Source organism: Streptomyces sp. SAS_272 (assembly GCF_052543235.1).
This window is the reverse complement of record NZ_JBMNDR010000073.1, coordinates 13,879-39,412: the sequence shown is the minus strand read 5'-3', so window position 1 is coordinate 39,412 and position 25,534 is coordinate 13,879. Positions and strand designations below refer to the sequence as shown.

The following is a 25,534-nucleotide window of genomic DNA, read 5'->3' as shown; positions in this document are numbered from 1 at the left end:
CGGCGGCCGCCGGATCTCGGGGCGACGTGACGTTCGTCATCCCCTCCCGGGTACCGGCCTGTCCAACTGCGGTAGGGAACGCGGCATATGACAGGGGCCAGAGATCAAGCGGCGTGCCTCACGCCATTCCGTTGCAGCGCCTTCTGCCGCTATGGTCCCCGTCGGTGGGTCGAGGTCCCTCGCCCCCGCCGTGCCCTCGGGGGGAGGGAAGGAACCCAAGACGATGCCCGTACCCGTACCGCGGCAGAGAGCGATCCCGGCCGTGGAAAGTGGTCAGGCGCAGGCCGTGCACGCCGTCGGCGGCCCCTCCGAGGAAGCAGCCGGCCGCCGGGAAGAGCAAGCCTGTCGCAACGAGACGACGGTGGCGAACGACACCGCCCCCTCCGGCGCGCACCACGACGCGCGCGACGGAGCACACCCGCACGCGCAGGACGACGCGCAGGAGGACGCCCAGCGGAACACGCGTGGCGGAGCGCTCAACGTTCCGCCCGCGGACGGCGTCCACCATGGCGTGAGCACCGCAGGCGTGAGCACCGTTGGCGTGAGCGCGCCCGGCGTCGCCGTGACCGGCGTCACCGCCCCGGGTGCGTACACGACCGGTGCGGGCGCCGCGCACACCCCTCTCACGCTGCTGCTGATCGAGGACGATCCCACGGCCGCGCCGATCTTCCGCGACCTGCCCGACTCGGACGGCAGGCCGATCCGGGTGCGCACCGCCCGCAACCTCACCGAGGCCGAGCGGCTGCTCACCGACGACGTGCACTGCATCCTGCTGGACATCGCGCTGCCCGTGCCGGGCCGCACGTCCGCAGCCGCCGGCGACGACGAGCTCGCCGTGCTGCGGCACGTGCTGCGGCTCGCTCCCCGGCACGCCGTGCTCGCCCTCACCGCCTCCGGCGACGCCGAGCGCGGCGCCGAGGCCGTGCGTGTGGGCGCACAGGACTATCTCTTCAAGGACGAGCTGGACGGCCGTCTGCTGAGCCGCGCGATCCGCTACGCGGTGGAGCGGAAACGTTCCGACACGGCCGAGCGCCGGCTCGCCGAGGGCAAGCTGCGCGCGCAGGAGAACGCCCGCCTGGAGCGCGGCCTGCTGCCCACGCCGCTGCTGGAGGGCTCCCCGCTGCGGTTCGCCGCCCGCTACCGTCCGGGCCGCTCGCGCGCCCTGCTCGGCGGCGACTTCTACGACACCGTCCGCACGCCCGACGGCACCGTGCACGCCATGATCGGCGACGTCTGCGGGCACGGCCCGGACGAGGCCGCGCTCGGGGTGGAACTGCGCATCGCCTGGCGGGCGCTGACCCTCGCGGGCCTGTGCGGGGACCAGCTGCTGAACACGTTGCAGCAGGTGCTGGAGCACGAGCGCGACGACGACGAGATCTTCGCGACGCTGTGCACGGTGGACATCGCGCCCGACGGCCGGCGGGCGGGCCTCTGCCTGGCCGGCCACCCCGCACCGCTGATCGCCCGCCCGGACCGGCCCGCGCGCCTGCTCCCGTACGACAACAACGGCCCCGCTCTCGGCCTGCTGCCGGGCGCCCGCTGGCCGCGGATGCAGGTCGAGCTGGGCGCGGAGTGGAGCCTGATGCTGTACACCGACGGCCTGATCGAGGGGCGGATCGGCGAGGGCAGGGAGCGGCTCGGCCAGGACGGCATGGTGGAGATGATCCGCCGCCAGCTCGCCGAGGGGCTCAGCGGGGAGGCGCTGCTGCGCGCCGCGGTGAGCGAGGTGCGCGAGCTCAACGGGGGCGAGCTGACGGACGACGTCGCGGTGGTCCTGCTGGACCGGGTGCCGTAGGAAGACGTGCGGCGGCGAACCGCGTTGCGCCGCACGTGCGATCGGCCGGGCGCGGCGCGCGCCGGCCGCTCGCGCCTAGCGTCCGCCGTTGTAGGGGCCGTACGGGCCGTCGCTGCTGCTTCCGCCGCGCCGGCGACCCCAGCCGCCGCCCGAGACCTGCCGGAGGGCCGGGCGGACGTCCACGATGAAGACGATCGAGGCGACGAGGCCCGCGAGCTGCAGGAACAGCATCGGCACCAGGAGGTTCACCGCGACCGCGATGCCGAGGATGATCAGCCAGAAGCCCTTGTTCTGCTTGTCGGCGGCTCGGTACGCGTCGTCGCGGAAGAGCGCGGCCATCACCAGTGCCACCACGGCGAAAGCCAACATGGCGAGGTAGAGCAGCCACATCAGCCCCGCGAAGCCTGCCATCAGCACAACGTCCACCACCTGATTCGACGCGTCTCGTCCCGGACTCGACCTGCTCGTGTCCTACGCGGTCACCGTACCCGCAACCGCACTGCCGCTACCCGTACAACGGGCCGGGCACCTCGTCAGTGCCCGGCCCGTGTCCGTATGTCGTCTTCTGCCGTGTCCGTCCCGGCCGTCGGTCTCACTTGGCGGGCGGCGTCGTCTTCTTCGCGGCGGGCTTGCGCACCGGGGCCTTGCGGGCGGCGGGCTTCTTCGCCGCGGCGGTCTCGGACCGGGCCTCGGCCGGAGCGGCCTTCGGCTCGTCGGTCCGGAGCTGGACCGGCTCGGCCTTCGGCGTCGTCTTCGGCTCGGCGTTCGGCTCGACCGCGATCGCGAGCTCCTCGATCTCCTCGGCGGCCTCGCCGCGCCAGGTCTTGACGGCCTGCTCGCCGTGCTCGGCGACCTTCTCATAGGTCTCACGGGCCTTGACGGCGTACTCGGCGGCGACGCCGACACTGCGCAGGGCGAGGTCCTGGGCGGACTCGCCGAGCTTCTTCAGGTCGGCGTCGAGGGTGCTGCCGATCTTCTTGATGTCGCCGTCGAGGGTGCTGATGAAGTCGGTGACCTTGGCCTGGAGGGACTCCTGCGCCTCCTTGGCGCGGGCGGTCGCCTCCTTGGCACGCGCGGTCGCCTCCTTGGCGCGGGCGTTGGCCTTCTCCTGCACGGACTTCGGGTCGGTGTTGCGGACGGCCTCGAAACGCGCCGGCGCCTCGGAGCGCAGCTGCTCCACCAGGCCCGGCACCTTCTTCGCCTGCTGGAGGGCCAGGTCGGCGGTGCCCGCGGCGAAGTAGAGCGGAGTCGGGTCGCTGAAGGTCTTGCGCAGGTCGTCGGTGATGGCCATGGTGAAGGTCCTCCCGGATTCACATTCGTCTGTGGGTCGTGTGCGCCGAGTACGCCCGAGTACGTCGTCCTCGGCTGAGGTCGTGCGGTTCCGCAGCGGTGCGGCCGGTCCCCTGGTCCGGTCAACCGGCCGTCTGCTGCGGATCGGCGTCGCTCTCGTGGGTCCGCGGGCCCGCTCCGTCGGCGCGGCCGTCGTCGCTCCCGATCCCGTTCTCCCTGCGGAAGGACTCGTAGATCTGGAGCAGCGCCTGCTTCTGGCCCTCGGTCAGGGTGGGATCGGCGAGGATGACCGCCCGGGTCTCCACCTCGTCCCGGTCCCGCTCCGCGTCGAGGATGCCGGCCCGCACGTACAGCGTCTCGGCGGAGATCCGCAGCGCCTTGGCGACCTGCTGGAGCACCTCCGCGCTCGGCTTGCGCAGCCCGCGCTCGATCTGGCTCAGATACGGATTGGACACCCCGGCGGCGTCGGCGAGCTGCCGGAGCGACAGCTGCGCGTTGCGCCGCTGCTCGCGCAGGTAGTCACCGAGATTGCCGACGTTGAGCGATGCCATGGCTCCACCTTGCACCACCCTCGCTAACTATTGCAAGCACCTGCTTGCAAAAGTGTGCCGCGCCACTCCGCGGACAGGAGGCACGATCCCGGCAGAACGACTGCGACCGCATCGACTGCGACGACCTGGTGATCGGCATCGCCCAGGTCGGCCGCGGATTCGCCGCCGACGTCCTGACCGCGGCCGGCTTCGACCCGGCCGCCCTCGGCTCCACACCTGCCGACGCCTGAGCCCACCACGGCCCAGGTGGCCACTTCCCTCGTCGCCAGGGGACGTTAGGGTGCTCGGGTGCTCAATCGGCTTGAGATCAGCGTGTTGCCGCCGGGACCTCGATGGGCTGCCCGACTGCAGTTCTGGGTCGACGGCGAGGAAGTGGTCGCAGGGGCGGTCGGCGAGGGAGGGCGCGGCCCGTTCGCGGCGGAGGCGTTGCCCGTCGACGGTCGCAGTCCGCTCCGGGCGACCGACGAAGGGCGACGGGTGGTGCTGGGGGAGGCCGAGTGCACGGGCGGATGCTGCGGCCACCTGTCGGTGTTCGTGCAGCGGCACGGCGGCATCGTCGAGTGGTCCGACTGGCAGGTGCCCGTCGACCGGGTGCGCCCCCCTGCGTTTCATTTCGACGCCGGCCGCTACGACGGCGAAGTGACCCGGGCACTGGAAGACCGGTGGTGGCAGGTCCAGGCAAGGTGATGCGCCGCTCGGGTCCTGCCCTGGACGGCGGGACCGCCGGCGCTCTCGTGCTCGGCGGCCCGGACGGCTGGGTCAGGACGACTGGGTCAGGACGACTGGGTCAGGACGGCTGAACCTCGTCGAAGAGGGCGAGGGCCTGGGCCGGGTCCGGGCTCACGAGGCGCTCCAGACCGGCCGTCGTGATCTTCGCCCACCTGCCGGCCCGTGCCCACATCTGTTCCTCGAAGTCGCGGACCGCCTCGTCGAGGTCTGCGGGGCCTGCGGCGATGGACTCGGCGAGTTCGGCGCCCTCGATCATCGCGAGATTCGCGCCCGCCCCCAGCGGGGGCATCAGATGGGCGGCGTCACCGAGGAGCGTCACCCCGGGGACATGGGTCCAGGTGTGGGCGACGGGCAGGACGTAGAGGGGACGGTGGACGAAGGCGGCGCCGTGGCGCAGGAGGTCGAGGACGGGAGCGGCCCAGCCGTCGAACAGGGCCAGCAGGCTCGATCGCACGGCCCCGGCGTCGGCCGGCTCCAGGTGCGCGTGCCAGTCCAGCGGCGCACGGAACTGGGCGTACACCTTGACGTGGCCGCCGCTGTTGCGTTGGGCGACGAGCTTTCGGTTCACGCCGTACACGGCCACGGAGCCGTCGCCGATCAACCGGGCCAGGCCGGGGTGGCGGGTGTCGACGTCGTCGAGGGAGGTCTCGACCGTGGTGACGCCGGTGTAGTGCGGCGTCACCGGTGAGACCGCCGGACGGGTCCGGGACCAGGCGCCGTCCGCGCCGACCACGAGGTCGAACGTCTCCGTTCGCCCGTCCTCGAAGTGGACCAGTACGCCGTCCCCGGCCCCCGGAACCACCTGCGTCACGCCGTGCCCCCACTGGACGTCGAGGGGGCCGAGCAGCAGGTCACGCAGTTGTCGGCGATCGATCTCGGGATTGGCCCGGTCGTCCGGACGGGGGCGCCAGTCGCGCAGGACGGTCCCGGCCGTGTCCAGGATGCGCATGGCCTGCCCCTCGGGACGGGACAGCGCCTGGAACTCCGCCAGCAGCCCCGCCTTGTCCAGCGCGAGCTGGCCCAGTCCTTCGTGCAGGTCCAGCGTGCCGCCCGGGGGCCGGGCGTCGGGGGCGGGATCGCGTTCGAGGACGGTGACGGGATAGCCATGGCGGTGCAGGACACGGGCGCAGGCAAGGCCGCCGGGACCGCTTCCGACCACTGCGATGCGATGTCTCATGTCGATACACCGTATTGTCTCGTGGCGGTGTATCGCAAGAGTACGGTGTGACCATGACTGTGTGGGACCGGCCGGAGCCGCCGACTCGCCCCGTGCCGCTCGACCGGGAGCGGATCGTCGCCGCCGCCGTCGCGCTGGCCGACGCGGGCGGCCTGGAGGCGGTGTCGTTGCGCAAGGTCGCCGCCCGGCTGAACGCCGGCCCGATGCGGCTGTACGGATACATCTCCACCAAGGAGGAGCTGTTCGACCTCATGGTGGACGCGGTCCAGGCCGAGATCCTCCCCGAGGAGCAGCCCGGGGACTGGCGGGAGGCGCTGCACGTCCTCGCCCACCGCACCCGGCAGGCCGCTCTACGCCACGAATGGCTGGCCGACCTCCTCGGCGGCCGCCCGGCCCTGGGCCCGAACGGCCTCGCCGTGACCGAGGCCACGCTGGCCGCCCTCGACGGCCTCGCCGACGTCGACACCGTCATGCGCGCGGTGGAGACCGTCAGCGCCTACTTCACGGGCGCGATCCGGCGCGAGATCGCGAACCTGCGGGCCGAGCGCGCCACCGGCCTGTCCAAGCGCGACTGGCAGCGCGCCTCCGGACCGCATGTGACGAGGATGCTGGCCACGGGCCGCTTCCCGGCACTGGCCAAGGCCGTGCACGACGCCACGGACGTGGACGCCGAGGCGTCTTTCGCGACCGGTCTGGACTGGGTCCTCGACGCCGTGGCCGCCAGACTCACCCGGCCGCCCGCGTGACGCTCGGCTGCCGCCGGACACGGGCCCGGCCAGGGTCGGCGTCCACAGGCCGGCCTGCAGGGCTCGCACCGCCACCGCCGGCCCTGGTCCGGCCTACGACCGATCTCGCTCCGGCCGACCGGCGACGAGCCGACTGCGAACCAGCGGTCTCGTTCCCGGGCGACGGCCCGAACGACGCCGGGTCCCGCGTCACCTTTCAGGCCGGGGCCGCTGGCACCGGCTCCGGCACCGGCTCCGGTCCGGCACCGGACCAATCGGGAGGAACCCTGTGGAACGCCTGTGGGAAATACAGGAAAGCATCGTCGTGGACGCTCCCGGCGAGGAGGTCTACGCGGCGCTGTCCCATCTGAGGAACATGGGGAAATGGAGCCCGGAATGCTTCTACGTGTGGCATCGCGGCACGACGGCACGCGAGGGGACCCGATTCTTGGGGTTCAACCGCAAGGGCCCTCTGGTGTGGTTCACCACCTGCCGGGTCACCGTGGCCGACGCGCCCCGTGAGTTCGCGTTCCGGGTCGGCGTCTTCGGCCTGCCGGTGGCCCTGTGGGGCTACCGGCTGGAGCCGGAGGGCGAGGGGACCCTCGTCACCGAGTACTGGCAGGACCTGCGGAGCGGATCCGGCGCGCGCGTCACGGAGCTGCTCGGACTCCTGTTCACCGGCACCCGCCCAGAGGCCCGCGCGGCGGCCAACCGGGCCGGCATGCGCACCACGCTGCTACGGCTGAGGCACGCCGTGACGGCCTGACGGACCGGCAGACCGACAGACCCACAGACCGACACACCGGCAGACCGGCAGACCGGCACAGGGCAGCTCCGTCCGTGAACCCCGCCCGGCATGCGCCGTGCCGCACCGTGGCGTGCCGCACCTTGGCGTGCCGCACCTTGGCGTGCCGCACCTTGGCGTGCCGCACCTTGGCGTGCCGCACCTTGGCGTGCCGGACGGCCTTCCTCAGCCGTCCGTCTCCCACGGCAGGGCCCGTTCGTGCACCACGTCCAGCCGGGAGACCGCCCGGGTGAGGACCACGTAGAGGCGGTTCAGGCCGCGGCGCTCCGACTCCGCGACGGCCGCCGGTTCGACGGCGACGACGTGGTCGTACTCCAGGCCCTTGACGAGGGTCGCGGGGACCACCGTCACCCGGGCGGGCGGGTCCTGCGGACCGGCGGCCGGGACGCCGGACGCGGTGAGGGCCTCGCGGATCCCCTCGGCCTGGGAGTCCGCGGCGATGACGCCGACCGAGCCCTCGTGGGTGAGCGCGTCGCGGACGGCGGCGACGACCGCGGACAAGAGGTCGCCGTCGGCCCGCCGCACGCGCAGTTCGCCGTCCCGGCGCAGGGAGTGGGCCCTGGGCACATCGGCGTCGAGGCGGTCGAGGAGGCGGCCCGCGAGGGCGAGCACGGCGGCCGGCACACGGAAACCCGTGGTCAGCGGCACGATCGCGGCATCCGGCTTGCCCAGGTGGGTCACTTGGACCCGCCAGGAGGACGCCGCCCAGTCCGTGGTGCCCTGGGCCAGGTCGCCGAGGACCGTGAGCGAGCCGAAGCGGACCCGGCGGGCGACGGCCCGGCACTCCATCGGCGAGAGGTCCTGGGCCTCGTCGACGACGACATGCCCGTATCCCCGCGGATGGTCCAGCAGGCCGGCGATCTCGTCGAGGAGGACGAGGTCGCCGGACGACCAGCGTGCCGACTTCGGCGTGCGGGGCGGGCGCGCCCAGGTCAGGGCCCGCTGCTCGTCGGGGTCCAGGAGGCCGTCCGCGGCCCGGGCCAGTTCCTGCGGGTCGGTGAGGAGCCGGGCCAGCACCTCCGCCGGCCGCGTCTTCGGCCACACCGCCTCCACGCAGGCGCTCACCGGCGCGGCCCGTTCGATCCGGCGCGTCCAGGAGGCCGGACGGGGCCCGCTGCGGCGTTCCACCTGCTCCTGGATCCGGCGCACGATCCGGGCCCGCACCCGCTCGCGCCCGATGTCGTAGGGCGGCTCCTCGGCCAGCACGGCGGCGACGATCTCCGTCAGCACCCGGCCGGCGATCCGCCAGTGCCCGGAGCCCTCCGGAACGTGCAGGTCCTCGGCCCGGTCGGCCGCCACCCGTCCGTACACGGCCCGGCGCAGCACCTCGGCCATCCGGGGATCGTGTTTGACGGCGGCGGTCCGCTCGGGGTCCGTGCCGGTCGCCCGGTGGCCGGCGGCGATCTCGTCCTGGAGCGTCGACTGCCGGACGCCGGTCTCGCCGAGGGAGGGGAGCACTTCGGCGATGTAGGAGAGGAAGGCGCGGTGGGGGCCGAGGAACAGCAGGCCGCCGCGCCGGATGCGCCGCGGGTGGGTGTAGAGGAGGTAGGCGGCCCGGTGCAGGCCCACCGCCGTCTTGCCGGTGCCGGGGGCGCCCTGCACGCACACCGATGCGTGGAGGTCCCCGCGTACGAGGTCGTCCTGTTCGGGCTGGATGGTGGCTGCGATGTCCCGCATGGGACCCACGCGGGGGCGTTCGATCTCGCGCGCGACGATGCCGCCGCCCGGCCCGCCGAGGGCGAGACCGCCGGCGGCGAGACCGTCGCCGTCGCGGGACGCGCCCGCGCCCTCCCCGGCGTTCACGCTCGTGTCGTCCCCGTCCAGCCGCTCGTCCTCCAGGCCCGTCAGGTCGGCGGAGTCGCCCCGGCTGCCCAGGGCCCAGCCGAACCGCCGCCGTACGGCCACGCCCTGCGGGTCGCGGACGCTCGCCTGGTAGAACGCGCGGGCCACGGGGGCGCGCCAGTCGACGACGAGCGGCGGGGCGGCCGGGTGCTCGCTGACGCGGAGCCGCCCGATGTGGTGGGCGAGGCCCTCGTGCGCGCCGCCCGTGCCGTGCGCGAAGTCGAGCCGGCCGAAGAACAGCGGGCCTTGCGGCAGTTCGTGGAGGGCTTTGGCATGGCTGCGCAGCCGGTAGCCGAGGACTTCGGCGTCGGCGCCGGAGGCGGAGACGTCCTCGCCGGTGGCGACCTGGAGGTCGGCGCCCTCGACCATCGCGGCGAAGGCGGCCCGGCAGGCGTCGTGGTGGGCGCGTTCGGCGTGCAGGGCTGTGTCGAGGTCGGGTGCCGTCATACGGCGAGGATAGCGAATAACGTGACTGGGTTACATTTTTTACTCGGTAATGGAAGCCTGGGCGAGCTGCGGCAGCCCCGTTTCCAGCGTGTCGAAGGCTCGCTCCGCCGCGGCCACCGCGTCGCCCCGCACGTCCGCCGGACGCTCGCCCGCCGCGACCCGCCGCCAGGTGTCCTCGGCGAGGATCCGCCGGACGGCGATGATCTGGCCCGCCGCCAGCCGGGCGTCGAGGGCGGTGGGCAGGTCGTCCGCGAGGGCCTCGGCGAGGGCGGCCTCGGAACGCTCCAGATAGCCGTGCAGCCGGGCGACCAGGGAGGGGGTGCCGTAGAGGAGGTCGTAGAAGGCCCGCACCTGCGGGTGGTCGTTCAGGCCGGTGACGGGGTCCTCGGCGGCCAGCCCGTCGAGGAAGTGCCGGCGCAGGGCGGCCAGCGGCGCGACCCCCTCGGCGCGTGCCGCGGCGACGACACGTGCCGCCTCCCGCTCGTGATCGGCGATCTGGTGCAGGACCAGATCCTCCTTGGTCGGGAAGTACCGGAACAGGGTCGGCTTGGAGATCTCGGCCGCGGCGGCCACCTCGGCGACGGACACCGCGTCGAAACCGCGCTCGAGAAAGAGCCGGACGGCGACCTCCGACACGGCCTTGTACATCCGCTGCCTCTTGCGCTCACGCAGCCCGGTCGCACTCATGGGAGGAGCCTACGGGCCCACGCCGAGCGGTCCGCCGGGACGCAGGGACACCGGGCCGCCGGCAGGCAGGGACGACGGTACGCCCGACGCCGCACGTCGGGCCGGCCGCCGGTCTAGGTGCCGGGACCGCGCCACGGGGGCGGCGCGGCCAGACTCCACAGGTCGTCGAGGTGCTTGTTCCACGCGGCGATCGCGGCCCTGGCGTCGTCCGTCCCCTCCTGGGACCACACGTCGAGGTCCGTGCGGTGCCCTCCCAGGCGGTGGTGCAGCTCGTTGTGGAGCGTCCGCCCCGCGTGGCCGACGAGCGGCCTGGCCACCCGCGACGACAAGACCGCCGCCATCTACCTCGCCGGACTCCGCCTCGCCGCCATCTTCACCTGGTCAGCGAGGTGATCCGAAGGAATACGCCCTAGGCCAGCGCCCGGGCAAGGTAGGGATTGGCCGTCGCGGGCACCGAGAGACCCAGCATGGCGATGGCGGCCACGAGCGTGCCGGCGTAGGAGTTGACGGCCCGGCGGACGTTGGGTGCGTCCAGACTTGATCCTGTCGCGAGGCGGTCGAGGTCGATGTACGCAGAACGGATGACCTCGATCCGTCGGTATACGGTCCAGTCCTTCTCCGAGTCCTTGGTGTACTCCGGCGCCAACTGCCGTTGCCACCGCAGGAACATCCTCTCCCTGATCTCCGGTCGCGTGGGCGTCAGGTGCATGTGCCGGACCAGGTCGTAGAGCGGGTCGCCGACCAGCGCCATCTCCCAGTCGATGATCGTCAAGGCCAAGGCGTCCTCGCGGCGCACCAGGTTCCAGGGGTTGAGGTCGCCGTGCAGCAGCGCCGGCGCCCGACGGCTCACCCGGTGGCGGGAAAGGATTTCCCGAAGACGCCGCTCGTCGGGCAGCCCCAGCGTGCGAGCCAGTTGCAGCGACTTCTTCGGCAGGTCACGGACCAGACCGACCAGCTGCTCCTTCAGCCACTCGCAGAAATCGACGTGCCCGGCCTGCGGATCGATCACCACATGGTCCACCCGGGTCAGTTCGCACAATTGGTCGACCAGCGCGTCCGCCTCGTGCGGCAGCAGGCCGTTCACCGGGTGGACCGGGGGCCGGTCGATATGGGTGCCCTCGTAGGTGTGAATGCTGAGTTGATCGTCCGGGTAACTCGCCCCCAGCGCGAGGACCTCCGGCGCCGCCACGCGGACGCGCGACTCCTGGATCGCCTGCAGGACGACATGCTCACTCAGGTATCTGGGCTCCCGCCGCGAGACGTCCGGAAGTTTGCGCCGCACGACCACAGGAGTCCGCATGCCCTGTACCAGGACCACCGAGTTGAGGTGCGCGGTTCCCTTGAAGACCCGGTGCGCCGGAGCCGCTCCCTCCACGGCCAGTGCCTCCAGCACAGCGGACCCCGGGAAGCGAGGGTTCTCGGGAAGGCGCGGATCCGGCGTCCAGCCGAAGGCCTTCCTGCTCCAGTCTTGGTCGCTCACCACCCTGTCGCCCCGAGACACCCGCCACCGGAACAGAGCTCGTCCGATCTCGCCCTCCGCCGGGACGTTCCGCAGCCGCAGCGGTTCCTCCGCCGCGATCAGTGCCCTGCGCACCTCCACCGTCGCCTCGTCGAGCCTCTTGCCGGTGCACGACTCCTGCAGCGACCGCGCGGCACGCATCACGTCCGGATAGACCGACTGAGCCCGCTCGAAGGCCAGATAGTGGCGTAGATCCCTGCCGTAACCCTTGGCGGCGCCGGGCCGGAAACGGCAGATGGCCTCCGCCCACGCATCGATCACCTCGTCCCACTGATGATCCGGGTAGTGCATGCGCACCAGGTGTGTGGCGAGGTCGTGCAGCGGGTCGCCGTACGTCGCCAGCTCCCAGTCGACGCAGACCAGAGGCGGTGCGCCGTCGTACGACACGATCACGTTGTCCCGGTGCAGATCCGCGTGGAGCAGGCTGTACGGCCGCCGGGTCATCGCGGGCACTCGCTCGGCGAAGCGGAGCAGGGCGTCGTCGGAGATACCCAATGCCTTGAACAGACCGCCGAACTCAGCCCAGTTGGGCTTGCGGATCTGTTCGTCCGCACAGTGGGCCAAGGTCTTCAGGAAACCCTGGCTGTCCGTGTGGTTGGCCGGCCAGGAACTCGGCAGCGGCGGCAGAGCCTGCCGTCGTACCTGGGTCATCTGCCCCAGGAGTCCCGCGAGCGCCCTGAGCAGCAGGGTGTCGACAGGCTTACCGTTTCCGCAGACCGTGGAGAGCGGCACGCCCTCCACATAGCTGTGAAGGGCGTAGCCGTGTGCCTTGACCAGGCATTCCGGCGCGTGCGGCAGGACGCCTTGCACGGCGTTCAGGATGGCCGCCTCGTCCTGCCAGGTCCTGATCACCACCGGCAGGGCGTCGGAGCGCCGCGTGCGCACGACCACCGAGGTGCCGGGGGCGCGGCCCACGAGCGAGGCGACGTCGTCCGTCAGCGGCAGCACGTAGTTGCGGTTGTGATGGCCGCTGGACTCCCGGGTCGACGCGGCGGCCTTGAAGAAAGCCCGCAGTGCTCCCTGAGCGGCTCGTTCCCCGAGCTGAAGGGGGGGAACAAGGTGGTCGACCACTGGCCGCTCCGAAGATTCGCACTGGGCTGGGTAGGGCAAACGGTAAACGCGTCACCCGGCCGGAGCGATGCTGAATGATGCCAATGGGTGGTATGGCACTCATTGCGGTCGGGCCGTTCGAGACTGACGTGTTCGCCGTCTCATACGTATGGACGCGGGCGATTTCTCGCGCGGTTGGGGAATGTTAGCGCACCGCGAGCGGCCTATTCGGCGAGATGATCCCAGACGGATTCGAACCAGGAGCGCCAGGTTTCCACGAAGACCGTGCCCGACGAGTTGGGGTCCTCGTCCTTCACCTGGTGGGTGAGGGTGGCGCCGAGGCCCAGCACGTCCAGGGCGGTGATCTCCTCGCCGGAATCCAGTTCGATCCGCCGCTCGACCACCTCGTAGGGGCCGTGCAGGGCCTCCGTACCGTTCAGCAGATACAGCTTGAAGGCCGGCGTCAGCGGCGCGTGCCGGATCTGGACGACGACCGAGGACACGTACTTCTCCGTCTTCAGGTCCCTCAGCACCCCGCGCAGGGAGTCCGTGTGACGGTCGGTGATGTCGTGCAGCCGATTGCGCAGGCGGTCGTCGTTTTTGTCGTCCTTGACCCGTGGATAGGGCAGGTCGAGGTCGCGGGAGGGCAGGATCATGCGCAGGCCGATGCGCTCGGGCGCTATCGAGCCGCCGCGGATCCGCTCGGCCTGCAGCCTGATGTGCGCGTCCAGCGATTCGGACGTCAGCGTGAAGACGTCCAAGGTGACGTCGGGTTGTTCGAACGCCTCACTGAGCAGCGGACCCAGTGTCGCCCCGTGGCGCAGCCGAGTGGCTCTGGGCGTCGACGACTGGATCCGCTGAATCTTGATCACCCGGGATCCGCTGCCCTGGCGGGACTCGATCCAGCCCTCGTTGGCCAGTTCCCTCAGCACCCGCTGCACGGTGTCGCGGGAGACCCCGTACTCCTCGGCCAGGTCCCGCTGGGACGGCAGAAAGGAACGCAGCGAGTAGGTGCCGTCCGTCATGCGGGCACGCAGGTCGTCGGCGACCCGATGGAACTCCCTGCCTCCGCCGTCACTGCCCTGCTGCGCGTCCACACGGCGACCGTACCGCTATCCGGCCAATGGCAAACCAATACCGGTCAAGTCACCGGTCAGGCGTCGGTCAAGTCCCCCACAAAGCCGTCCGGTTAAGGATCAACCCGTGAGGGGAAAGCCATTTCAAGGCAACCAGTCCAATTGGACCGGTAATGGCAAGCTTCACAGAGACTGGCAAGGAGGTGGAAGGCCATGCTCCTGTTATCGGCACTCTGGGAACTCCTCGCGTTCTGCGCGGGATTGACGGTGCAGGCCAAACTGGGGGTGGCGGGAGTGCTGCTGCTGTTCACCGTGGCCGTAGGCGTGCGAGCCCGGCACGACGTGCTCGCCGTCGGGGCGGCCGTCGTGCTCGTGGCCCTGATGCTCAGGCCCTGACCGCCTCCAGCACCGGTTGCAGGGACGGCACCACCAGCGTCGCGCCCGCGCCTGTGAGCAGTTTCTCCTTGCGTTCGTTACGCGCGTAGCCGAGGAAGGGGACGCCCGCCTCCCGGGCGGCCAGGAAGTCGGAGGGGGTGTCGCCGATCATCAGGGCGGTGCCGGGCGCCGAGCCCATGGCGCGCAGGGCGAGGTTCAGGCAGTGCGGGTGGGGCTTGAGGTGGCGGAGTTCCTGGGTGCGGCCGTAGACGTGGGGGGTGAAACACGAGGTGAGGCCCCGGTTCGCGAGGTAGGCGGTGACCACCCGGGGGGAGTTGTTCGTGGTGATCGCCAGCCGCAGGCCGCGGGCCGTCAGGGTGCGTATCAGCGGGTCGGCGTAGGGCGTGGGCATCGCCGTGGCCGTGGCCTTCAGCTCTTCCTGGGTGAGGCGTTCCTCCAGCTCGGTGACCAGGTCGCTGCCGGGGTGCCGGCGGTCCACGGCGCGCAGTACGACGTGCGGGTCGAGCGAGTCCCGCTCGGAGTCCGTCAGCAGGTGGTGCAGGCCCCGCCCCTCGAGCCACTCCACCAGGCCGTCGGCCACGCCGTCCGCCGAGTGGCCGGCGAAGAGACGGCAGATGGGTCCGTCGAAGTCCCAGAGGACGACGCGCGCGCGTCTGATCACTTCCCGCAGATCAGCGGTCTCGGTGTCGGGGGTCACCTGTTGAGTCTGCTGCGTATCAGAGGTCACTAGGAGAGTGTCAGGTCCGTCGTGATGGTTTCCCAGAGGGCGTCGAACCACTTCTGGGATTCCTCCACGAACGCGGCGTCGCGCTGACCGGCCGCCTTCTCGAAGGAGAAGAGGAGCGACTCGGTGCCCAGCACGTCGTACATGTCCAGGGTTCCGCTGTCGGTGGCCTCCTCGCGGCGGGTGACCATGTAGTACGCCATCAGCGCCTCCTGGCCGTTGAGGAGGTACAGCTTGACCGGCGGGGTGAACGGCAGGGCGCGGAAGGTGATGTTGACGTCGATGCCGTGCGAGCGCAGGGTCTGCAGGTTGTGGCGGAGCACGTGTCCCTGGGCGTTGCGCATGGCCAGCCAGCGCTGGTGGACCGGGTCGTCCTCGCCGCGGCCGTCGACCGGGACCGGGAAGGCGAGGCTGATGTACCGCGACGGCAGCAGGATGCGCACATCGATCCTTGCGGGCTTCAGCTGCCCTCCGTGGATCAGCCGCAGCGGTTCGCCCAGGGCCGGGATGAGGCTCTCGGCGGTGAGGCAGGCGGCGTCGATGCGTACATGGGGCGCCGAGAAGGCGGCCGTGAGCCGGGGGGCCAGGGCGACCATGGTGGGCTGGGGCTCCTCGCGGCCCGGCGCCGGCGGCTGGGCGATCCGGGGCGGGCTGCCCTTGCTCACGTTGGTGAGCAAGCCGTCGTCCTGCAGTGACCGCAGGGCCTGGCGGACTGCGCCGCGCTCCACGCCGAACTCGTCGGCGAGTTCGGCCTGTGTGGGCAGCCGGTCGCCGGCCCTGAGCTCCCCGGCGCGGATGCGTTCGCGCAGGACACCGGCGATCTCCTGCGGTGAAAGCCTTCCGCTGCCGTTCACTGCCACGTTCTCCTGGGTCACGACCAAACGCTACAACTTCCATCCATCTGACGGGAGTTGTTTAAAAGTTGTTTAGCAGTTGCCACCAAGTGGGGACAACATAGTCATAGTTGGTTGCCAACTCAAGCGAGTTGGCGGAAGGTTTGCCTCCCACTTCCGGACTCCGGTCCCGGATCTCGATCCCGGCCTCGAACCGGGACCTCGTCTCCCAGCCTCCGAAGGGGGGAACCCGCCCATGCCCGCCCTTGTCCTCCTCTGCGCCGCCTTCGTCGTCGGCGTCGAACAGACCATCCAGTGGAAGTACGGCAGCACCGGCGCCGTCGGCCTGCTTCTGCTCAGCGTCGGCGTCAAGGCCAAGAGCCCTGCCATCAGTTCCCTCGGCGCGGTGATCCTCGCCCTCCTCGCCACCGGACCCGCCGTCAGCTCGTGAGCACCAGCTCCGAGCTGATGGTGTCCCACAGCGCGTCGAACCATCGTCGGGACTGCTCCACCAAGGTCGTGTCCCGAGGGCCGGCGCCCTCCTCGAAGGCGAACAGCAGCGACCGTGTGCCCTCGGCGTCGTACAGCTCCAGGTGCTCCTGGTCGATCGTCTGCTCGCCCCGGGTGACCGTGTAGTAAGCGAACAACGCCTCCGTCCCGTTGAGCAGATACAGCTTGACGGGCGGGGTGAAGGGCAGCGCGCGGAAGGTGACGTGCACGTCGATGCCGTGCGTGGAACGCAGGGTCAGCAGGTTGTGCCGCAGCACCTGGCCCTGGGCGTTGCGGTGGGCGAGCCAGTGGCGCTGCAGCCGTCCGCTGGGCGAGCCGTCCACCGGCGTGGGGAAGGCGAGATCGATGTCCCGGGACGGCAGCAGCACCCGGACGTCGATCTTGGCCGGTTTCAGCTGCCCCGCATGGATCTGCCGCAGCGGTTCGCCGATCGCGGCCGTCAGCGACACCGCGGTCAGGCAGAGGGCGTCGACCTCGACGTGCTCTGCCGCGAAGGCCGCGGTGACGCGGGGCGGCAGCCCCACCATCGAGGGCTGCGGCGCCGCGCCGGGCCCGATCGGGAGGCCGGCCGCCTCGGACCGCGCCGCGACCGTCGCCGGGCTCCCTTTGGAGACGTTGCTGAGAAGCCGTTCCGACTGCAGAATGCGCAGCGCCTGCCGCACGGTGCCCCGCTCGACGCCGAACTCCTTCGCCAGCTTGGCCTGCGTGGGCATGCGCTGACCCGGCCGCAGCACTCCGGTTCTGATCCGGGTGCGCAACTCGTCGGCCACCTCACGGTGTGACGGCTGCGGCCGCTCCGCCTCCCTCCGCCCCTTGACGGAGGCATGTTCCGGCTCCACGTCCGCACACTACAACTTCTCGCCATCTTCTGGCAGTTCAAAGAGAGATGGTTATAGGACGCTTCCAAGCGGACATAAGTACAGTGAAGTTGGCAGCCAACTTCAACGACATGGTCAAGCTTCTAGACGGTTGGCCGGTGGGCCCCCTTCCGGAGGGGAGCCGGGAGCCCGCACGGCCGACACCGACGTACAGCCACAACTGAACAGCACCCGCTCAGCCACAACTTCAGAACGACGCACAGCCACAACTGAACAGCTACGGATGAGCGGATCCAGGGGTTCAGGTCCATGGATCCGCTGCCACACCGCACCGACCGCGCACGAGAGGAGCCGTCAGAACATGTCCGGGCACCAAGGCCGCCCGGACGTACGCAGCAGGGCGTCGGCCCCCCGGGCGGCGCCCGCTCGTTCTTCCCGGAGCCGGCCGAGGGCCGCCAGCCGCACCGCGGACTCGTCGCCCAGCCACAGCGTCGCCAGCTCGCCGATGTCGAGAGCGAGGTCGGCGCTCCGGGTCGTCGGCGCGCAGGAGACGCCGTCGGGGGTCGCGTCCAGCAGGAAGCGGCCGCCGGCCAGGCCGGCCCCGTCGACGACCTCCAGCACCATCGCTCCCGCAGCGTCGTAGGTACGCGCCTCCAGGGCCCGTACGACGTCCAGGATCCGCACCCACAGCCAGTCCGCCTGCGTGGTGACGACCGCCGCGCGCGGGTCCGGCAGGTAGAGCGGCAGCAGGTCGCCCGGGGAGCGCCAGCCCGACTTCACCCGGGTGATCCAGTCGATGGAGCAGAGGTAGTGCCACAGGGCGCGCTCCGCCGCCGGGGTCACCGCGATCAGCCACCTCACCGACGCCGTGTTCAGCGGCTGCTTGGCGTCGCTCCACTTCTCGTCGGCCCGGTAGGCGACCAGCCCCTCCACCTCGCCGTCCGGGGAGCGGTACATCGCGTAGAAGGGCTCGGTCCAGGGATCACCGGTCGGGTTCGCCAGCCCGGTCTGGACGTCCCACCACTTGTCGCTCCTGCTGACGGCGCCGGGCTGGGCGCGTCGCAGCCGCTCGTGCAGCCCGGGGCCCGTCTTGCGGACCTCGTCGCCGTCCACGAGGTCGATCCGGCCCTCCTCCGGCTGCCCCGAACGGCGCGGGTCCAGACCGGCGCGCGGCACGTCGATCGACCACTCGGTCGTCGTGGTGGCCGGGCCGAAGCCGTAGCGGCCGTAGATGCGGTACTCGGCCGCGATGAGCGTGGCCACGACGTCCCCGCGCTCCTTCGCGGCCGAGAGGTCGTCGGTCATCAGCCGGGTGAGCAGGCCGCGGCGGCGGTGCGTGGGCGAGACGGTGACGTTGGAGATCGCGTCGGCCGGGACGGCGGCGCCGCCGACGGCGGTGAGCTCCTGCGGGAAGGAGCGGAACGTGGCGACGCAGCGGCCGGCGTCGAAGGCGCCCGACGTGCGGGAGTCCGAGATGGCCGCGCGGCGTTCCGCCAGCAACTGTTCGGTGACGCCCGGCGGGCGCAGGAAGCCCGTGTTCAGGGCCCTTATCCAGTCGGGGAGTTCGGAGTCGGTGATCAGACGGGTGTCGACGGTGAGGCTGGCTCGGCTGGCTCGGCTGGTCATGGCGTCACCGTAAGCAGGCGCGGTCGGACGCCGCGCGCATTTGTCTCCGCCGCCCGCGACCACCCGTCCGCCCACGACCGCCGGCCCCGGGCCGGCGCTCCCCGGGCCTCCGGCACCGGGTGCGGCGCTCCCTCCGGGCTCACACCAGCAGGTCCTCCACCTGCGCCTCCCCCTCCCGGTACCGCCTGGTGATCTCCGCGCCGGACTGGTCGGCCGTCCGCTGGAGGTGCTGACGGCGGCCGGAGACCTGCTGCTCGTAGCGCACCAGCCGGGCCATCGCCTCGTGCAGCTCGAGGTCCGTACGGGCGTCGAGGTCGGAGAGCTCGACGTCGGCCAGCATGTCGGCGGCGAGCCGCCGGCCCTCCTCGCTGTGCGGCGTGCCCAGGGTGACGTGACGCGCGGAGGAACGGTGCCGGGCCGGGCCGTCCGTGAGGATCTCCGGCAGCCGGTCCACCACGGAGGCCGCGCCCGTGGGCGAGCGCCGGGCCAGCTCGGCGCGCAGGATGTCGATCCGGCCCTGCAACAGCCGTCGTACGTAGCTGAGGTCGGCCTCGTCGCGCTGGGCGTCCCGGCGCAGGGTGCGCAGCTCGGGCAGGCTCAGCCCGGCCAGATCCTGTGCGGGCGGTTCGACGGGCAGCATGGGGCTGTCGCTGCGCTGTGCGGGCGGGCGGCGTGTTGCCGACCGCTCGGTACTCGGTGTGCTCATGTGCCTCAACCGTCCCCTCGACCGGCGTGTGGAAAGCATCGTGCCACCCCAAGTGGCTGCTTTGTGACCGAGTCCCCCCGAACGGCCCCAGACAGGGGCTTAAGGATCAAAAATGGGCCAGTCGCCGGTCCGCGCCCGCGACCCGGCATCATGGTCCGCATGCGAGCGGTGGTGCAGAGGGTGGACGGCGCGAGCGTCGTCGTGGACGGCGAGACGGTCGGCGAGATCAGCGGCGAGGGGCTGTGCGTCCTGGTCGGCGTCACCCATGACGACACCGCGCAGAAGGCGGCCCAGCTCGCGCGCAAGCTCTGGTCGGTACGCATGCTGCACGACGAGAAGTCCTGCAGTGACATCGCCGCCCCGCTGCTGGTGATCAGCCAGTTCACGCTGTACGGCGACGCGCGCAAGGGCCGCCGGCCCACCTGGAACGCGGCCGCCCCGGGCCCCGTCGCCGAACCGCTCGTCGACGAGGTCGTGGCGCAGCTGCGCGCCCTCGGGGCCACCGTGGCGACGGGCCGCTTCGGCGCGCGGATGCGGGTGTCGCTGACGAACGACGGCCCGTTCACGGTCCTGATCGAGGTCTAGGACGGTCCAGGACCGGTCCCGGGCTCGTCGGCGGCACGCCCAGGGCGGCTCGCCCGGGGCGGCCTGTCCGAGGCGGCCTGTCCGAGGCGGCCCGCCGGTCCGTCCGGGACCGGTCCGGGCCGGTCCACCTCTACGGCTCGACGACGAGCTCCTGCGCCGCCGCCGTGGCGCCCGCCAGCAGCGGGGCGTCCACCGGGACGTTGCGCTTCACCAACGCCAGGGCGACCGGGCCGAGTTCGTGGTGGCGCGCGGACGTGGTGATGAAGCCGATCTTCCGGCCGTCGGGCGCCTCGTCGGCGACGCGGAGCTCGGTGCCCGCGGCGGGCAGGTGGACCTCGCTGCCGTCGAGGTGGAGGAAGACCAGGCGACGGGGCGGCTTGCCGAGGTTCTGGACCCGGGCGACCGTCTCCTGGCCCCGGTAGCAGCCCTTCTGCAGATGCACGGCGGTGCCGATCCAGCCGAGCTCGTGCGGAATGGTGCGGTGATCGGTCTCGAATCCGAGGCGCGGACGGTGCTGCTCGACGCGGAGCGCCTCGTGCGCCAGGATCCCGGCGGGCGGACCGGCCTGTCCGGCGTAAGACTCCAGGTCGACGCGGGGCAGGAAGAGGTCGCGGCCGTGTGCGGTCTCGCGGACCACGACGCCCGGCGGGACGGGCGCGATCGACCCCGCGGGCAGATGGACGACGGCGGTGTCCGCGGTCCGGTCGGCGACCTCGACCCGGTAGAAGAACTTCATCGACTCCAGGTACGCGATCAGCGCGTCCTGGGTGCCGGGCTCGACGTGCGCCCAGACCGTCGTGCCGTCGTCGACCAGGTACAGCGCGTGCTCGATGTGACCGTGCGCGGAGAGGATCAGCGCCTCGGCGGCCTGGCCGACGGGAAGGTCGGTGAGGTGCTGGGTGAGCAGGAGGTGCAGCCAGCTCAACCGGTCCTCGCCGGTGACGGCGACGACTCCGCGGTGCGAGAGGTCGACGAAACCGGCGCCGTCGGCGAGGGCGCGCTGCTCGCGGAACAGGTCGCCGTAGTGACCGGCGACGTCTTCGTCCACGCCCTCGGCGGGGACGGCGCCGGGCAGGGACAGCAGAGGGCTCTTCATACCGCCAAGCCTACGACCCGGTAGGGGAACCCTTGACGGTCGAACCCTTGAGCGTGCAGTCATGGCAGCGGCCGAAGATCGCGAAGTGCTTCATGTCGGTCTCGAAGCCGAAGCTCTGCCGCAGCTTGGCCGTGAACTCGGCGGCCACCTGCACGTCGGCCTCGATGATGTCGTCGCAGTCCCGGCACACCAGGTGGATGTGGTGGTGCCGCTCGGCGAGGTGGTACGTCGGCGCCCCGTGTCCCAGGTGCGCGTGGCTGACCAGCCCCAGCTCCTCCAGGAGCTCCAGGGTCCGGTACACCGTGGAAATGTTGACCCCCGACGCCGTCTTCCTCACTTCCACGAGGATCGCGTCGGGGGTCGCGTGCTCCAGCGTGTCCACGGCCTCCAGGACAAGCTGGCGCTGCGGCGTCAGGCGGTATCCGCGCTGCCGCAGGTCGCTCTTCCAGTCAGTGCTTTCAGTGCTCACCACACAGAAGAGTCTAGGCCCGTCCGGGGCTACTTGAAGAAGGCGATCCCGTCGTCCGGCATGTCGTCGGGGAGGGCCTTGGCCCAGCGTTCGACGTCCTCCGGGGTGACGACCTTCTTCAGGTGGGCCGACATGTAGGGGCGCAGCTCGACCTCGGGGGTCTGTTTCTCGCCGACCCACATGAGGTCGCTCTTGACGTACCCGTACAGGCGCTTGCCGCCGGTGTAGGGGCCGGAGGCGGCCGTGCGGGCCACGGCGTCGGTGACGAGGTCGATCTGCGGCTTCTTGTCGGCGAGCTCGCCGTACCAGATCTCGACCACGCCGTCGTCGCGGACCATCGTCACCTCGACCTTGCGGTCGGCGTCGATGCGCCAGAAACCGGACTCGGACTCCAGGGGACGGACCTTGTTGCCGTCGTTGTCCAGCACCCACGTGTGGGAGTGGTACTCCAGGAAGTCACGGCCGTCGTGGGCGAAGGTGACCTCCTGCCCGAAGTTGCACTTCTGCGACCCCGGGAAGTCGTGCACTCCCGCTCCCGCCCAGCTGCCGAGCAGGAAGGCGAGGGGGACGAGGTCCTTGTGGAGGTCGGACGGAATCTCGATCATGAGTGGCAGTTCCTGGAGGTGGTCGGTCTCAGCGCTGGCCCTGGTACAGCTTCTTCACGGTCAGACCGGCGAAGGCGAGAACGCCGACGCAGACCAGGACCAGCAGGGCTTCGAAGAAGATCTCCACGGGTGCTCCTCGGATGAGCGTGCTTCGGGTACGGACGACTCGCGACACGTACGACAGGGCCGGGCCCCAGCTTACGCGGCCGGGACCCCGCCCTCCTTGTGAGGTACGCCCTCCACGGGCGTCAGCTCAGCAGCTGACTCTGCAGGGCCACGGTCTGCTGGAACGGAACGGCCGCCGCGGCGCCCTTGCGGGACTGCAGCACCAGCGCGAGGACGTCGCCGGCGCGCAGGTAGGCCTGCCGCAGCTGCTCCGCGCCGTACGGCTTCGCCTCGTCGTAGACATGACGTTCGACGTTGGGGACGTCGGCGGCGATGGGGTACCCGTCGTCGAACTCCGTCTCGGCCGCGCCGCGGGCCGCGTGCACCGGGCCGGTGAACGTGGTGAGAGCGGTGTACAGGCCGTCGGCGACCACTCCCGTGTCGAACTGCAGCAGGTAGACACCGGTGCGGGTGCCGTCCGGGGTGGTCCAGCCGCGGGCCGCGATGTGCCGCAGGCCGTTGTCGGTGAGCAGCTGTCCGACGGCGGTGCGGTCCTCCTTCGCCTCGAACACCGGCAGGAAGTCCTTGGTTGCCAGCCAGCCGTCGGCGCCGCGCAGCGCCTTGTCCTCCGTCGAGCCCTCGGGCGCGGGAAGAAGCAGCGCCCGCAGGTCCGCGTAGTGGGCGGAGCCCTCGTTCCGGATGTCGAACGGGCTCGGGCTGCCGGAGGGCAGCGGCGGCCTGGCGATGTCCGGGTAGGCCCAGCGGCCGTCCGACGTGGTGGCCAGCCCGGGCAGTTCCGTGCGCTCCATGCGCGCGATCCCGTACGCCGTCCCCGCCCCGAGCGCGGCGAAGACCGTGACGACGGCGGTCCAGCGCAGGGCGGCCCGCAGGACACGGCGGTCCTTCGGGGCGGGCGGGTCCTGCGGGCCGGGGAGGGGGCCGGGGAGGGGGCCGGGAGCCGCGTCCGGGAGGGGGTCGGGAGCGTCGGAAAGGGTTTCGGGGGACGCCCCGGAGGCGTCTGTCGGCTCCGGCGGTGACTCCGGCAGCGGCTCCGGCGCAGGCGTCGGTTCCGTAAGCGGCTCCGGGGCCGGGGTCGGCTCCGGGGCCGGGGTCGGTTCCGGGGCCGGGGCGGGGGCCGGTTCCGGCTGCGGCTGCGGCTGCGGCTCGGGGGTCGGCTCCGGCGGCTCCGGGGCCGGTGGCGGCTGCAGGCGGGGGTGCTCGGTGGTCATACGGCCTGTCCCGGGTCGTCGATACGGTCGAGTTGCTCGGCGAAGAACTTGGCGACGAACGTGCCGTCGATCGGTTCGGGTGCGGCCGATGTGACGCTGACCAGCACGTCTCCCACGGCGGCGGTGCACAGCGCCACGCCCAGGTCCGTGGTCTTGCCCTTGGGGCTCAGGAAGCATCGGGCGTCAGGGTGGCCGTCGATCTTCGGACCCTTGCGGAAGAGGTCCATGGCCGCGACGAAACCGTTGAAGGCCGCCGCCGAGCGGCGCACGGCGGTCGGGTTCTCCTGCCTCGACAGGGTGACCTCGAAGGTGACCGCCTGGGAGTTGTAGTCCGGCCCGGGGGCGACGTAACTGCGCCTCGCCATGCCCTTGATGCGCTCCTTGTCGACCATCTTCTCCAGCTTTCGCCGTGAGGCGCTGGGCAGCTCCCTGAACGACTCCTTGCGCAGGGCCGTGGCCTGCGCGCCGCTGAACTCGATGTCCTGTCCGAACTCGTCCGGGTCGGGGCCGGGTTGGAAGCCGTCGTCGAACGGCAGCATCAGGGCTCTCAGTCCCGACCCGGTCGCGCCGCCCTTCTTCCCGCCGTCTCCCTCGGCGGGCAGGGCGGGGAACTTCCAGGCGGGGCTGCCGGCGTCGCGGTCGGCGTCCTGGACCTTCACGACGGTGCAGCCGACACCGCCGACGACCGCGCAGGCCAGCAGCACGGCCCCGGTCACGGCGGCGACCCGGCGGGCGCGGCCGGCGCTGGGCTTCCCCGCGGCGGGCTCGTCGGTCACGGAAACGGCTTCGGCTTCCGCTTGGGCCGCGGCGGTCCCGCCGCTCTCGGCCGCGGTGGTCCCGCCGCTCTCGGCCGCGGTGGTCCCGCTCACAGCTTCCCCACCTGCCGCTCGGCCAGGTCCATGATCGTTCCCTTGGATATCGGCTTGCTGTCGTAGACGCGGATCTCCATGCAGACGTCTCCCCGCCAGGCGTACGCCTCGGCCGAGTACAGCGGGAGGTAGCCGGGCTTGCGTTCGGGTGTGTCGTGCACATAGGCCACGCCGTTGCCGTCCCCGGTGCCGGGGACGGGCCAGTCACGGGTGTCGTGCGCCTTCTCGGCCCAGTAGCGGCCGTTCTCGGCCCAGTCGGACGCCTCCAGCGCGTCCGTCTGGCGGAACTGCACGAGGTCGATCTCGACGCTGTACGTCTCGCCCACCCGCCACGAGACCGCGGCCGCACGGCGGAACTCGTCGTCGAGGAGGTCGTCGAACACGACGGACGGCTTCTTGTAGCCCCTCGCGTAGGTGACCAGGTCCGCCCAGCCGTCCCTCCCCGTCGCGGTCCCTCTGTCCTTCGCCCCCCTGGGCCGCGTGATCAGCAGCTTGCGCAGGTCGCCGTCGGTCTTGACCCGACGGTCCTGCGCCGCCGACAGCGGTTCGGCCCCGCCCCCGGCCTGTCCCACGACGGGCTGGGAGAGCGGCGGCAGCGCGGTGGGCGCACGGCCGGCCTGGATCACGTACCCGACGCATGCTCCGGCGACCACCCCCAGCAGGGCGGCTCCGGCGAGCATCAGCGTCGTACGGCCCCGGGGCCGGGTGCCGGGGCGTGGGCCGGACGGATCAGCCCCGTCCGCCCTTTCCGGATCTTCCACGACATCCCCCTCATGTGTGAAGCGCTTTCGGTGACACGCTTCACAGGAGACCCATGGTCAACATCGGCGGTTGTAAGGAACCTGATTACGATTCGGGTATGGCGAAGAAGCTCGTGATCAAGGTGACGGCAGGGGCCGACGCGCCCGAGCGGTGCTCTCAGGCGTTCACGGTCGCCGCGGTCGCCGTGGCCAGCGGCGTCGAGGTCTCCCTGTGGCTGACCGGGGAGTCCGCCTGGTTCGCGCTGCCGGGCCGGGCCGCGGAGTTCGAGCTCCCGCACGCGGCGCCGCTGCCCGGTCTCCTCGAATCCGTCCTGGCCGGCGGCCGTCTCACCCTGTGCACCCAGTGCGCAGCCCGCCGGGACATCACGGAGAAGGACGTCATCGACGGCGTCCGGATCGCGGGGGCGCAGGTGTTCGTCCAGGAGGCGCTGGGCGAGGACGCGCAGGCGCTCGTGTACTGAGGCGTGCTCTGGGAGAGACCCGTACGGGGTCGTCGTACCAGCGCCCCG

The 25,534-nt window shown here is 71.5% G+C and carries 29 protein-coding genes; 9 read left to right on the top strand and 20 right to left on the bottom strand.

Features of this window, described 5'->3' with window-relative positions:
• Positions 1–223: 223 nt before the first annotated feature.
• Positions 224–1,795 (top strand): PP2C family protein-serine/threonine phosphatase, encoded by a 1,572-nt coding sequence (locus tag ACN6LD_RS31900; protein ID WP_445045009.1) that lies wholly within the window; start codon positions 224–226, stop codon positions 1,793–1,795.
• 75 nt (positions 1,796–1,870) lie between these two features.
• Here the strand turns inward: ACN6LD_RS31900 and ACN6LD_RS31895 are convergent, their stop codons facing one another.
• The 3 genes from ACN6LD_RS31895 to ACN6LD_RS31885 form a co-directional block, all read right to left on the bottom strand.
• The gene (locus ACN6LD_RS31895; protein ID WP_415924882.1) at positions 1,871–2,206 is read right to left on the bottom strand and encodes a DUF2516 family protein; all 336 of its coding nucleotides are present in this window, start codon (positions 2,204–2,206) and stop codon (positions 1,871–1,873) included.
• A 181-nt stretch (positions 2,207–2,387) separates the two neighbouring features.
• A complete protein-coding gene (locus ACN6LD_RS31890) occupies positions 2,388–3,086 on the bottom strand; it encodes a hypothetical protein (RefSeq protein WP_319190612.1) in 699 nt (232 codons plus the stop codon).
• Positions 3,087–3,207: 121 nt separating this feature from the next.
• Positions 3,208–3,636 (bottom strand): helix-turn-helix domain-containing protein, encoded by a 429-nt coding sequence (locus ACN6LD_RS31885; RefSeq protein WP_319190610.1) that lies wholly within the window; start codon positions 3,634–3,636, stop codon positions 3,208–3,210.
• Positions 3,637–3,680: 44 nt separating this feature from the next.
• Here ACN6LD_RS31885 and ACN6LD_RS31880 point away from each other — a divergent pair, with 44 nt between their 5' ends.
• The gene (locus ACN6LD_RS31880; protein ID WP_445045008.1) at positions 3,681–3,866 is read left to right on the top strand and encodes a hypothetical protein; all 186 of its coding nucleotides are present in this window, start codon (positions 3,681–3,683) and stop codon (positions 3,864–3,866) included.
• 58 nt (positions 3,867–3,924) lie between these two features.
• Positions 3,925–4,323 carry a hypothetical protein gene (locus ACN6LD_RS31875; protein ID WP_319190607.1) on the top strand — a complete coding sequence of 133 codons (399 nt, stop codon included), beginning with the start codon at positions 3,925–3,927 and terminating at the stop codon, positions 4,321–4,323.
• Positions 4,324–4,423: 100 nt separating this feature from the next.
• Here the strand turns inward: ACN6LD_RS31875 and ACN6LD_RS31870 are convergent, their stop codons facing one another.
• A complete protein-coding gene (locus ACN6LD_RS31870; RefSeq protein ID WP_445045007.1) occupies positions 4,424–5,542 on the bottom strand; it encodes an FAD-dependent oxidoreductase in 1,119 nt (372 codons plus the stop codon).
• A 53-nt stretch (positions 5,543–5,595) separates the two neighbouring features.
• Here ACN6LD_RS31870 and ACN6LD_RS31865 point away from each other — a divergent pair, with 53 nt between their 5' ends.
• Positions 5,596–6,288, top strand: coding sequence for a TetR/AcrR family transcriptional regulator (locus ACN6LD_RS31865; protein WP_319190605.1), 693 nt, complete (start codon positions 5,596–5,598; stop codon positions 6,286–6,288).
• A 268-nt stretch (positions 6,289–6,556) separates the two neighbouring features.
• Positions 6,557–7,033, top strand: coding sequence for an SRPBCC family protein (locus tag ACN6LD_RS31860; protein WP_319190603.1), 477 nt, complete (start codon positions 6,557–6,559; stop codon positions 7,031–7,033).
• 204 nt (positions 7,034–7,237) lie between these two features.
• Here the strand turns inward: ACN6LD_RS31860 and ACN6LD_RS31855 are convergent, their stop codons facing one another.
• From ACN6LD_RS31855 to ACN6LD_RS31835, 5 genes are all read right to left on the bottom strand, one after another.
• On the bottom strand, positions 7,238–9,361 hold the full coding sequence (locus ACN6LD_RS31855) for a HelD family protein (protein ID WP_445045006.1): 2,124 nt from the start codon (positions 9,359–9,361) through the stop codon (positions 7,238–7,240).
• 39 nt (positions 9,362–9,400) lie between these two features.
• The gene (locus ACN6LD_RS31850; protein WP_319190599.1) at positions 9,401–10,048 is read right to left on the bottom strand and encodes a TetR/AcrR family transcriptional regulator; all 648 of its coding nucleotides are present in this window, start codon (positions 10,046–10,048) and stop codon (positions 9,401–9,403) included.
• Between the two features lie 113 nt (positions 10,049–10,161).
• On the bottom strand, positions 10,162–10,389 hold the full coding sequence (locus ACN6LD_RS31845; RefSeq protein ID WP_445045005.1) for a hypothetical protein: 228 nt from the start codon (positions 10,387–10,389) through the stop codon (positions 10,162–10,164).
• 68 nt (positions 10,390–10,457) lie between these two features.
• Entirely contained in the window at positions 10,458–12,638 is a 2,181-nt protein-coding gene (locus tag ACN6LD_RS31840) for an aminoglycoside phosphotransferase family protein (protein ID WP_319190596.1), read from the bottom strand.
• 203 nt (positions 12,639–12,841) lie between these two features.
• Positions 12,842–13,714, bottom strand: a complete 873-nt coding sequence (locus ACN6LD_RS31835; RefSeq protein WP_319190594.1) for a winged helix-turn-helix domain-containing protein — start codon at positions 13,712–13,714, stop codon at positions 12,842–12,844.
• A gap of 192 nt (positions 13,715–13,906) precedes the next feature.
• Here ACN6LD_RS31835 and ACN6LD_RS31830 point away from each other — a divergent pair, with 192 nt between their 5' ends.
• Positions 13,907–14,089 (top strand): hypothetical protein, encoded by a 183-nt coding sequence (locus ACN6LD_RS31830; RefSeq protein ID WP_319190592.1) that lies wholly within the window; start codon positions 13,907–13,909, stop codon positions 14,087–14,089.
• On the opposite strand, the gene ACN6LD_RS31825 is transcribed toward ACN6LD_RS31830, so the two are convergent.
• Together ACN6LD_RS31825 and ACN6LD_RS31820 are read right to left on the bottom strand one after the other, a co-directional pair.
• Positions 14,079–14,816, bottom strand: coding sequence for an HAD family hydrolase (locus ACN6LD_RS31825; RefSeq protein WP_445045004.1), 738 nt, complete (start codon positions 14,814–14,816; stop codon positions 14,079–14,081). The genes ACN6LD_RS31830 and ACN6LD_RS31825 overlap by 11 nt on opposite strands.
• Positions 14,816–15,694, bottom strand: coding sequence for a winged helix-turn-helix domain-containing protein (locus ACN6LD_RS31820; protein WP_319190588.1), 879 nt, complete (start codon positions 15,692–15,694; stop codon positions 14,816–14,818). The genes ACN6LD_RS31825 and ACN6LD_RS31820 overlap by 1 nt, the downstream gene beginning before the upstream one ends.
• A gap of 208 nt (positions 15,695–15,902) precedes the next feature.
• On the opposite strand from ACN6LD_RS31820, the gene ACN6LD_RS31815 reads away from it, so the two are divergent.
• Positions 15,903–16,097: a hypothetical protein gene (locus tag ACN6LD_RS31815; RefSeq protein WP_057579244.1), complete on the top strand. Its 195-nt coding sequence runs from the start codon at positions 15,903–15,905 to the stop codon at positions 16,095–16,097.
• Here the strand turns inward: ACN6LD_RS31815 and ACN6LD_RS31810 are convergent.
• The 3 genes from ACN6LD_RS31810 to ACN6LD_RS31800 all read right to left on the bottom strand — a co-directional run bounded on the left by ACN6LD_RS31810 (position 16,087) and on the right by ACN6LD_RS31800 (position 19,306).
• The gene (locus ACN6LD_RS31810; RefSeq protein ID WP_319190585.1) at positions 16,087–16,995 is read right to left on the bottom strand and encodes a winged helix-turn-helix domain-containing protein; all 909 of its coding nucleotides are present in this window, start codon (positions 16,993–16,995) and stop codon (positions 16,087–16,089) included. The two genes, ACN6LD_RS31815 and ACN6LD_RS31810, sit on opposite strands and share 11 nt — an antisense overlap.
• A 333-nt stretch (positions 16,996–17,328) precedes the next feature.
• Entirely contained in the window at positions 17,329–18,600 is a 1,272-nt protein-coding gene (locus tag ACN6LD_RS31805) for a GNAT family N-acetyltransferase (RefSeq protein ID WP_445045003.1), read from the bottom strand.
• A gap of 139 nt (positions 18,601–18,739) precedes the next feature.
• Positions 18,740–19,306 carry an RsiG family protein gene (locus ACN6LD_RS31800; protein WP_319190581.1) on the bottom strand — a complete coding sequence of 189 codons (567 nt, stop codon included), beginning with the start codon at positions 19,304–19,306 and terminating at the stop codon, positions 18,740–18,742.
• 159 nt (positions 19,307–19,465) lie between these two features.
• Here ACN6LD_RS31800 and dtd point away from each other — a divergent pair, with 159 nt between their 5' ends.
• Entirely contained in the window at positions 19,466–19,891 is a 426-nt protein-coding gene (dtd, locus tag ACN6LD_RS31795; protein ID WP_057579432.1) for a D-aminoacyl-tRNA deacylase, read from the top strand.
• A gap of 130 nt (positions 19,892–20,021) precedes the next feature.
• On the opposite strand, the gene ygfZ is transcribed toward dtd, so the two are convergent.
• The 6 genes from ygfZ to ACN6LD_RS31765 all read right to left on the bottom strand — a co-directional run bounded on the left by ygfZ (position 20,022) and on the right by ACN6LD_RS31765 (position 25,025).
• Complete coding sequence (gene ygfZ, locus ACN6LD_RS31790) at positions 20,022–20,987, bottom strand: CAF17-like 4Fe-4S cluster assembly/insertion protein YgfZ (RefSeq protein WP_319190579.1); 966 nt, start codon at positions 20,985–20,987, stop codon at positions 20,022–20,024.
• A gap of 10 nt (positions 20,988–20,997) precedes the next feature.
• Positions 20,998–21,459 carry a Fur family transcriptional regulator gene (locus ACN6LD_RS31785; protein ID WP_445045002.1) on the bottom strand — a complete coding sequence of 154 codons (462 nt, stop codon included), beginning with the start codon at positions 21,457–21,459 and terminating at the stop codon, positions 20,998–21,000.
• 26 nt (positions 21,460–21,485) lie between these two features.
• Positions 21,486–22,061, bottom strand: coding sequence for a heme-binding beta-barrel domain-containing protein (locus ACN6LD_RS31780; RefSeq protein WP_057579256.1), 576 nt, complete (start codon positions 22,059–22,061; stop codon positions 21,486–21,488).
• Positions 22,062–22,309: 248 nt separating this feature from the next.
• On the bottom strand, positions 22,310–23,395 hold the full coding sequence (locus ACN6LD_RS31775; RefSeq protein WP_445045001.1) for a hypothetical protein: 1,086 nt from the start codon (positions 23,393–23,395) through the stop codon (positions 22,310–22,312).
• On the bottom strand, positions 23,392–24,264 hold the full coding sequence (locus ACN6LD_RS31770) for a hypothetical protein (protein ID WP_445045000.1): 873 nt from the start codon (positions 24,262–24,264) through the stop codon (positions 23,392–23,394). The genes ACN6LD_RS31775 and ACN6LD_RS31770 overlap by 4 nt, the downstream gene beginning before the upstream one ends.
• On the bottom strand, positions 24,261–25,025 hold the full coding sequence (locus ACN6LD_RS31765; protein ID WP_319196527.1) for a hypothetical protein: 765 nt from the start codon (positions 25,023–25,025) through the stop codon (positions 24,261–24,263). Before ACN6LD_RS31765 ends, ACN6LD_RS31770 begins: the two co-directional genes overlap by 4 nt.
• A 98-nt stretch (positions 25,026–25,123) precedes the next feature.
• Between ACN6LD_RS31765 and ACN6LD_RS31760 the strand changes: the two genes are divergently transcribed.
• Complete coding sequence (locus ACN6LD_RS31760; protein ID WP_445044999.1) at positions 25,124–25,486, top strand: DsrE family protein; 363 nt, start codon at positions 25,124–25,126, stop codon at positions 25,484–25,486.
• Positions 25,487–25,534: the final 48 nt, after the last annotated feature.

Coding starts and splice junctions, on each gene's coding strand:
- ACN6LD_RS31900 (WP_445045009.1), top strand. CDS start 224: ATGCCCGTACCCGTACCGCGGCAGAGAGCGATCCCGGCCGTGGAAAGT.
- ACN6LD_RS31895 (WP_415924882.1), bottom strand. CDS start 2,206: ATGGCAGGCTTCGCGGGGCTGATGTGGCTGCTCTACCTCGCCATGTTG.
- ACN6LD_RS31890 (WP_319190612.1), bottom strand. CDS start 3,086: ATGGCCATCACCGACGACCTGCGCAAGACCTTCAGCGACCCGACTCCG.
- ACN6LD_RS31885 (WP_319190610.1), bottom strand. CDS start 3,636: ATGGCATCGCTCAACGTCGGCAATCTCGGTGACTACCTGCGCGAGCAG.
- ACN6LD_RS31870 (WP_445045007.1), bottom strand. CDS start 5,542: ATGAGACATCGCATCGCAGTGGTCGGAAGCGGTCCCGGCGGCCTTGCC.
- ACN6LD_RS31865 (WP_319190605.1), top strand. CDS start 5,596: ATGACTGTGTGGGACCGGCCGGAGCCGCCGACTCGCCCCGTGCCGCTC.
- ACN6LD_RS31855 (WP_445045006.1), bottom strand. CDS start 9,361: ATGACGGCACCCGACCTCGACACAGCCCTGCACGCCGAACGCGCCCAC.
- ACN6LD_RS31850 (WP_319190599.1), bottom strand. CDS start 10,048: ATGAGTGCGACCGGGCTGCGTGAGCGCAAGAGGCAGCGGATGTACAAG.
- ACN6LD_RS31845 (WP_445045005.1), bottom strand. CDS start 10,389: ATGGCGGCGGTCTTGTCGTCGCGGGTGGCCAGGCCGCTCGTCGGCCAC.
- ACN6LD_RS31830 (WP_319190592.1), top strand. CDS start 13,907: ATGCTCCTGTTATCGGCACTCTGGGAACTCCTCGCGTTCTGCGCGGGA.
- ACN6LD_RS31815 (WP_057579244.1), top strand. CDS start 15,903: ATGCCCGCCCTTGTCCTCCTCTGCGCCGCCTTCGTCGTCGGCGTCGAA.
- ACN6LD_RS31805 (WP_445045003.1), bottom strand. CDS start 18,600: ATGACCAGCCGAGCCAGCCGAGCCAGCCTCACCGTCGACACCCGTCTG.
- ACN6LD_RS31800 (WP_319190581.1), bottom strand. CDS start 19,306: ATGAGCACACCGAGTACCGAGCGGTCGGCAACACGCCGCCCGCCCGCA.
- dtd (WP_057579432.1), top strand. CDS start 19,466: ATGCGAGCGGTGGTGCAGAGGGTGGACGGCGCGAGCGTCGTCGTGGAC.
- ygfZ (WP_319190579.1), bottom strand. CDS start 20,987: ATGAAGAGCCCTCTGCTGTCCCTGCCCGGCGCCGTCCCCGCCGAGGGC.
- ACN6LD_RS31780 (WP_057579256.1), bottom strand. CDS start 22,061: ATGATCGAGATTCCGTCCGACCTCCACAAGGACCTCGTCCCCCTCGCC.
- ACN6LD_RS31775 (WP_445045001.1), bottom strand. CDS start 23,395: ATGACCACCGAGCACCCCCGCCTGCAGCCGCCACCGGCCCCGGAGCCG.
- ACN6LD_RS31760 (WP_445044999.1), top strand. CDS start 25,124: ATGGCGAAGAAGCTCGTGATCAAGGTGACGGCAGGGGCCGACGCGCCC.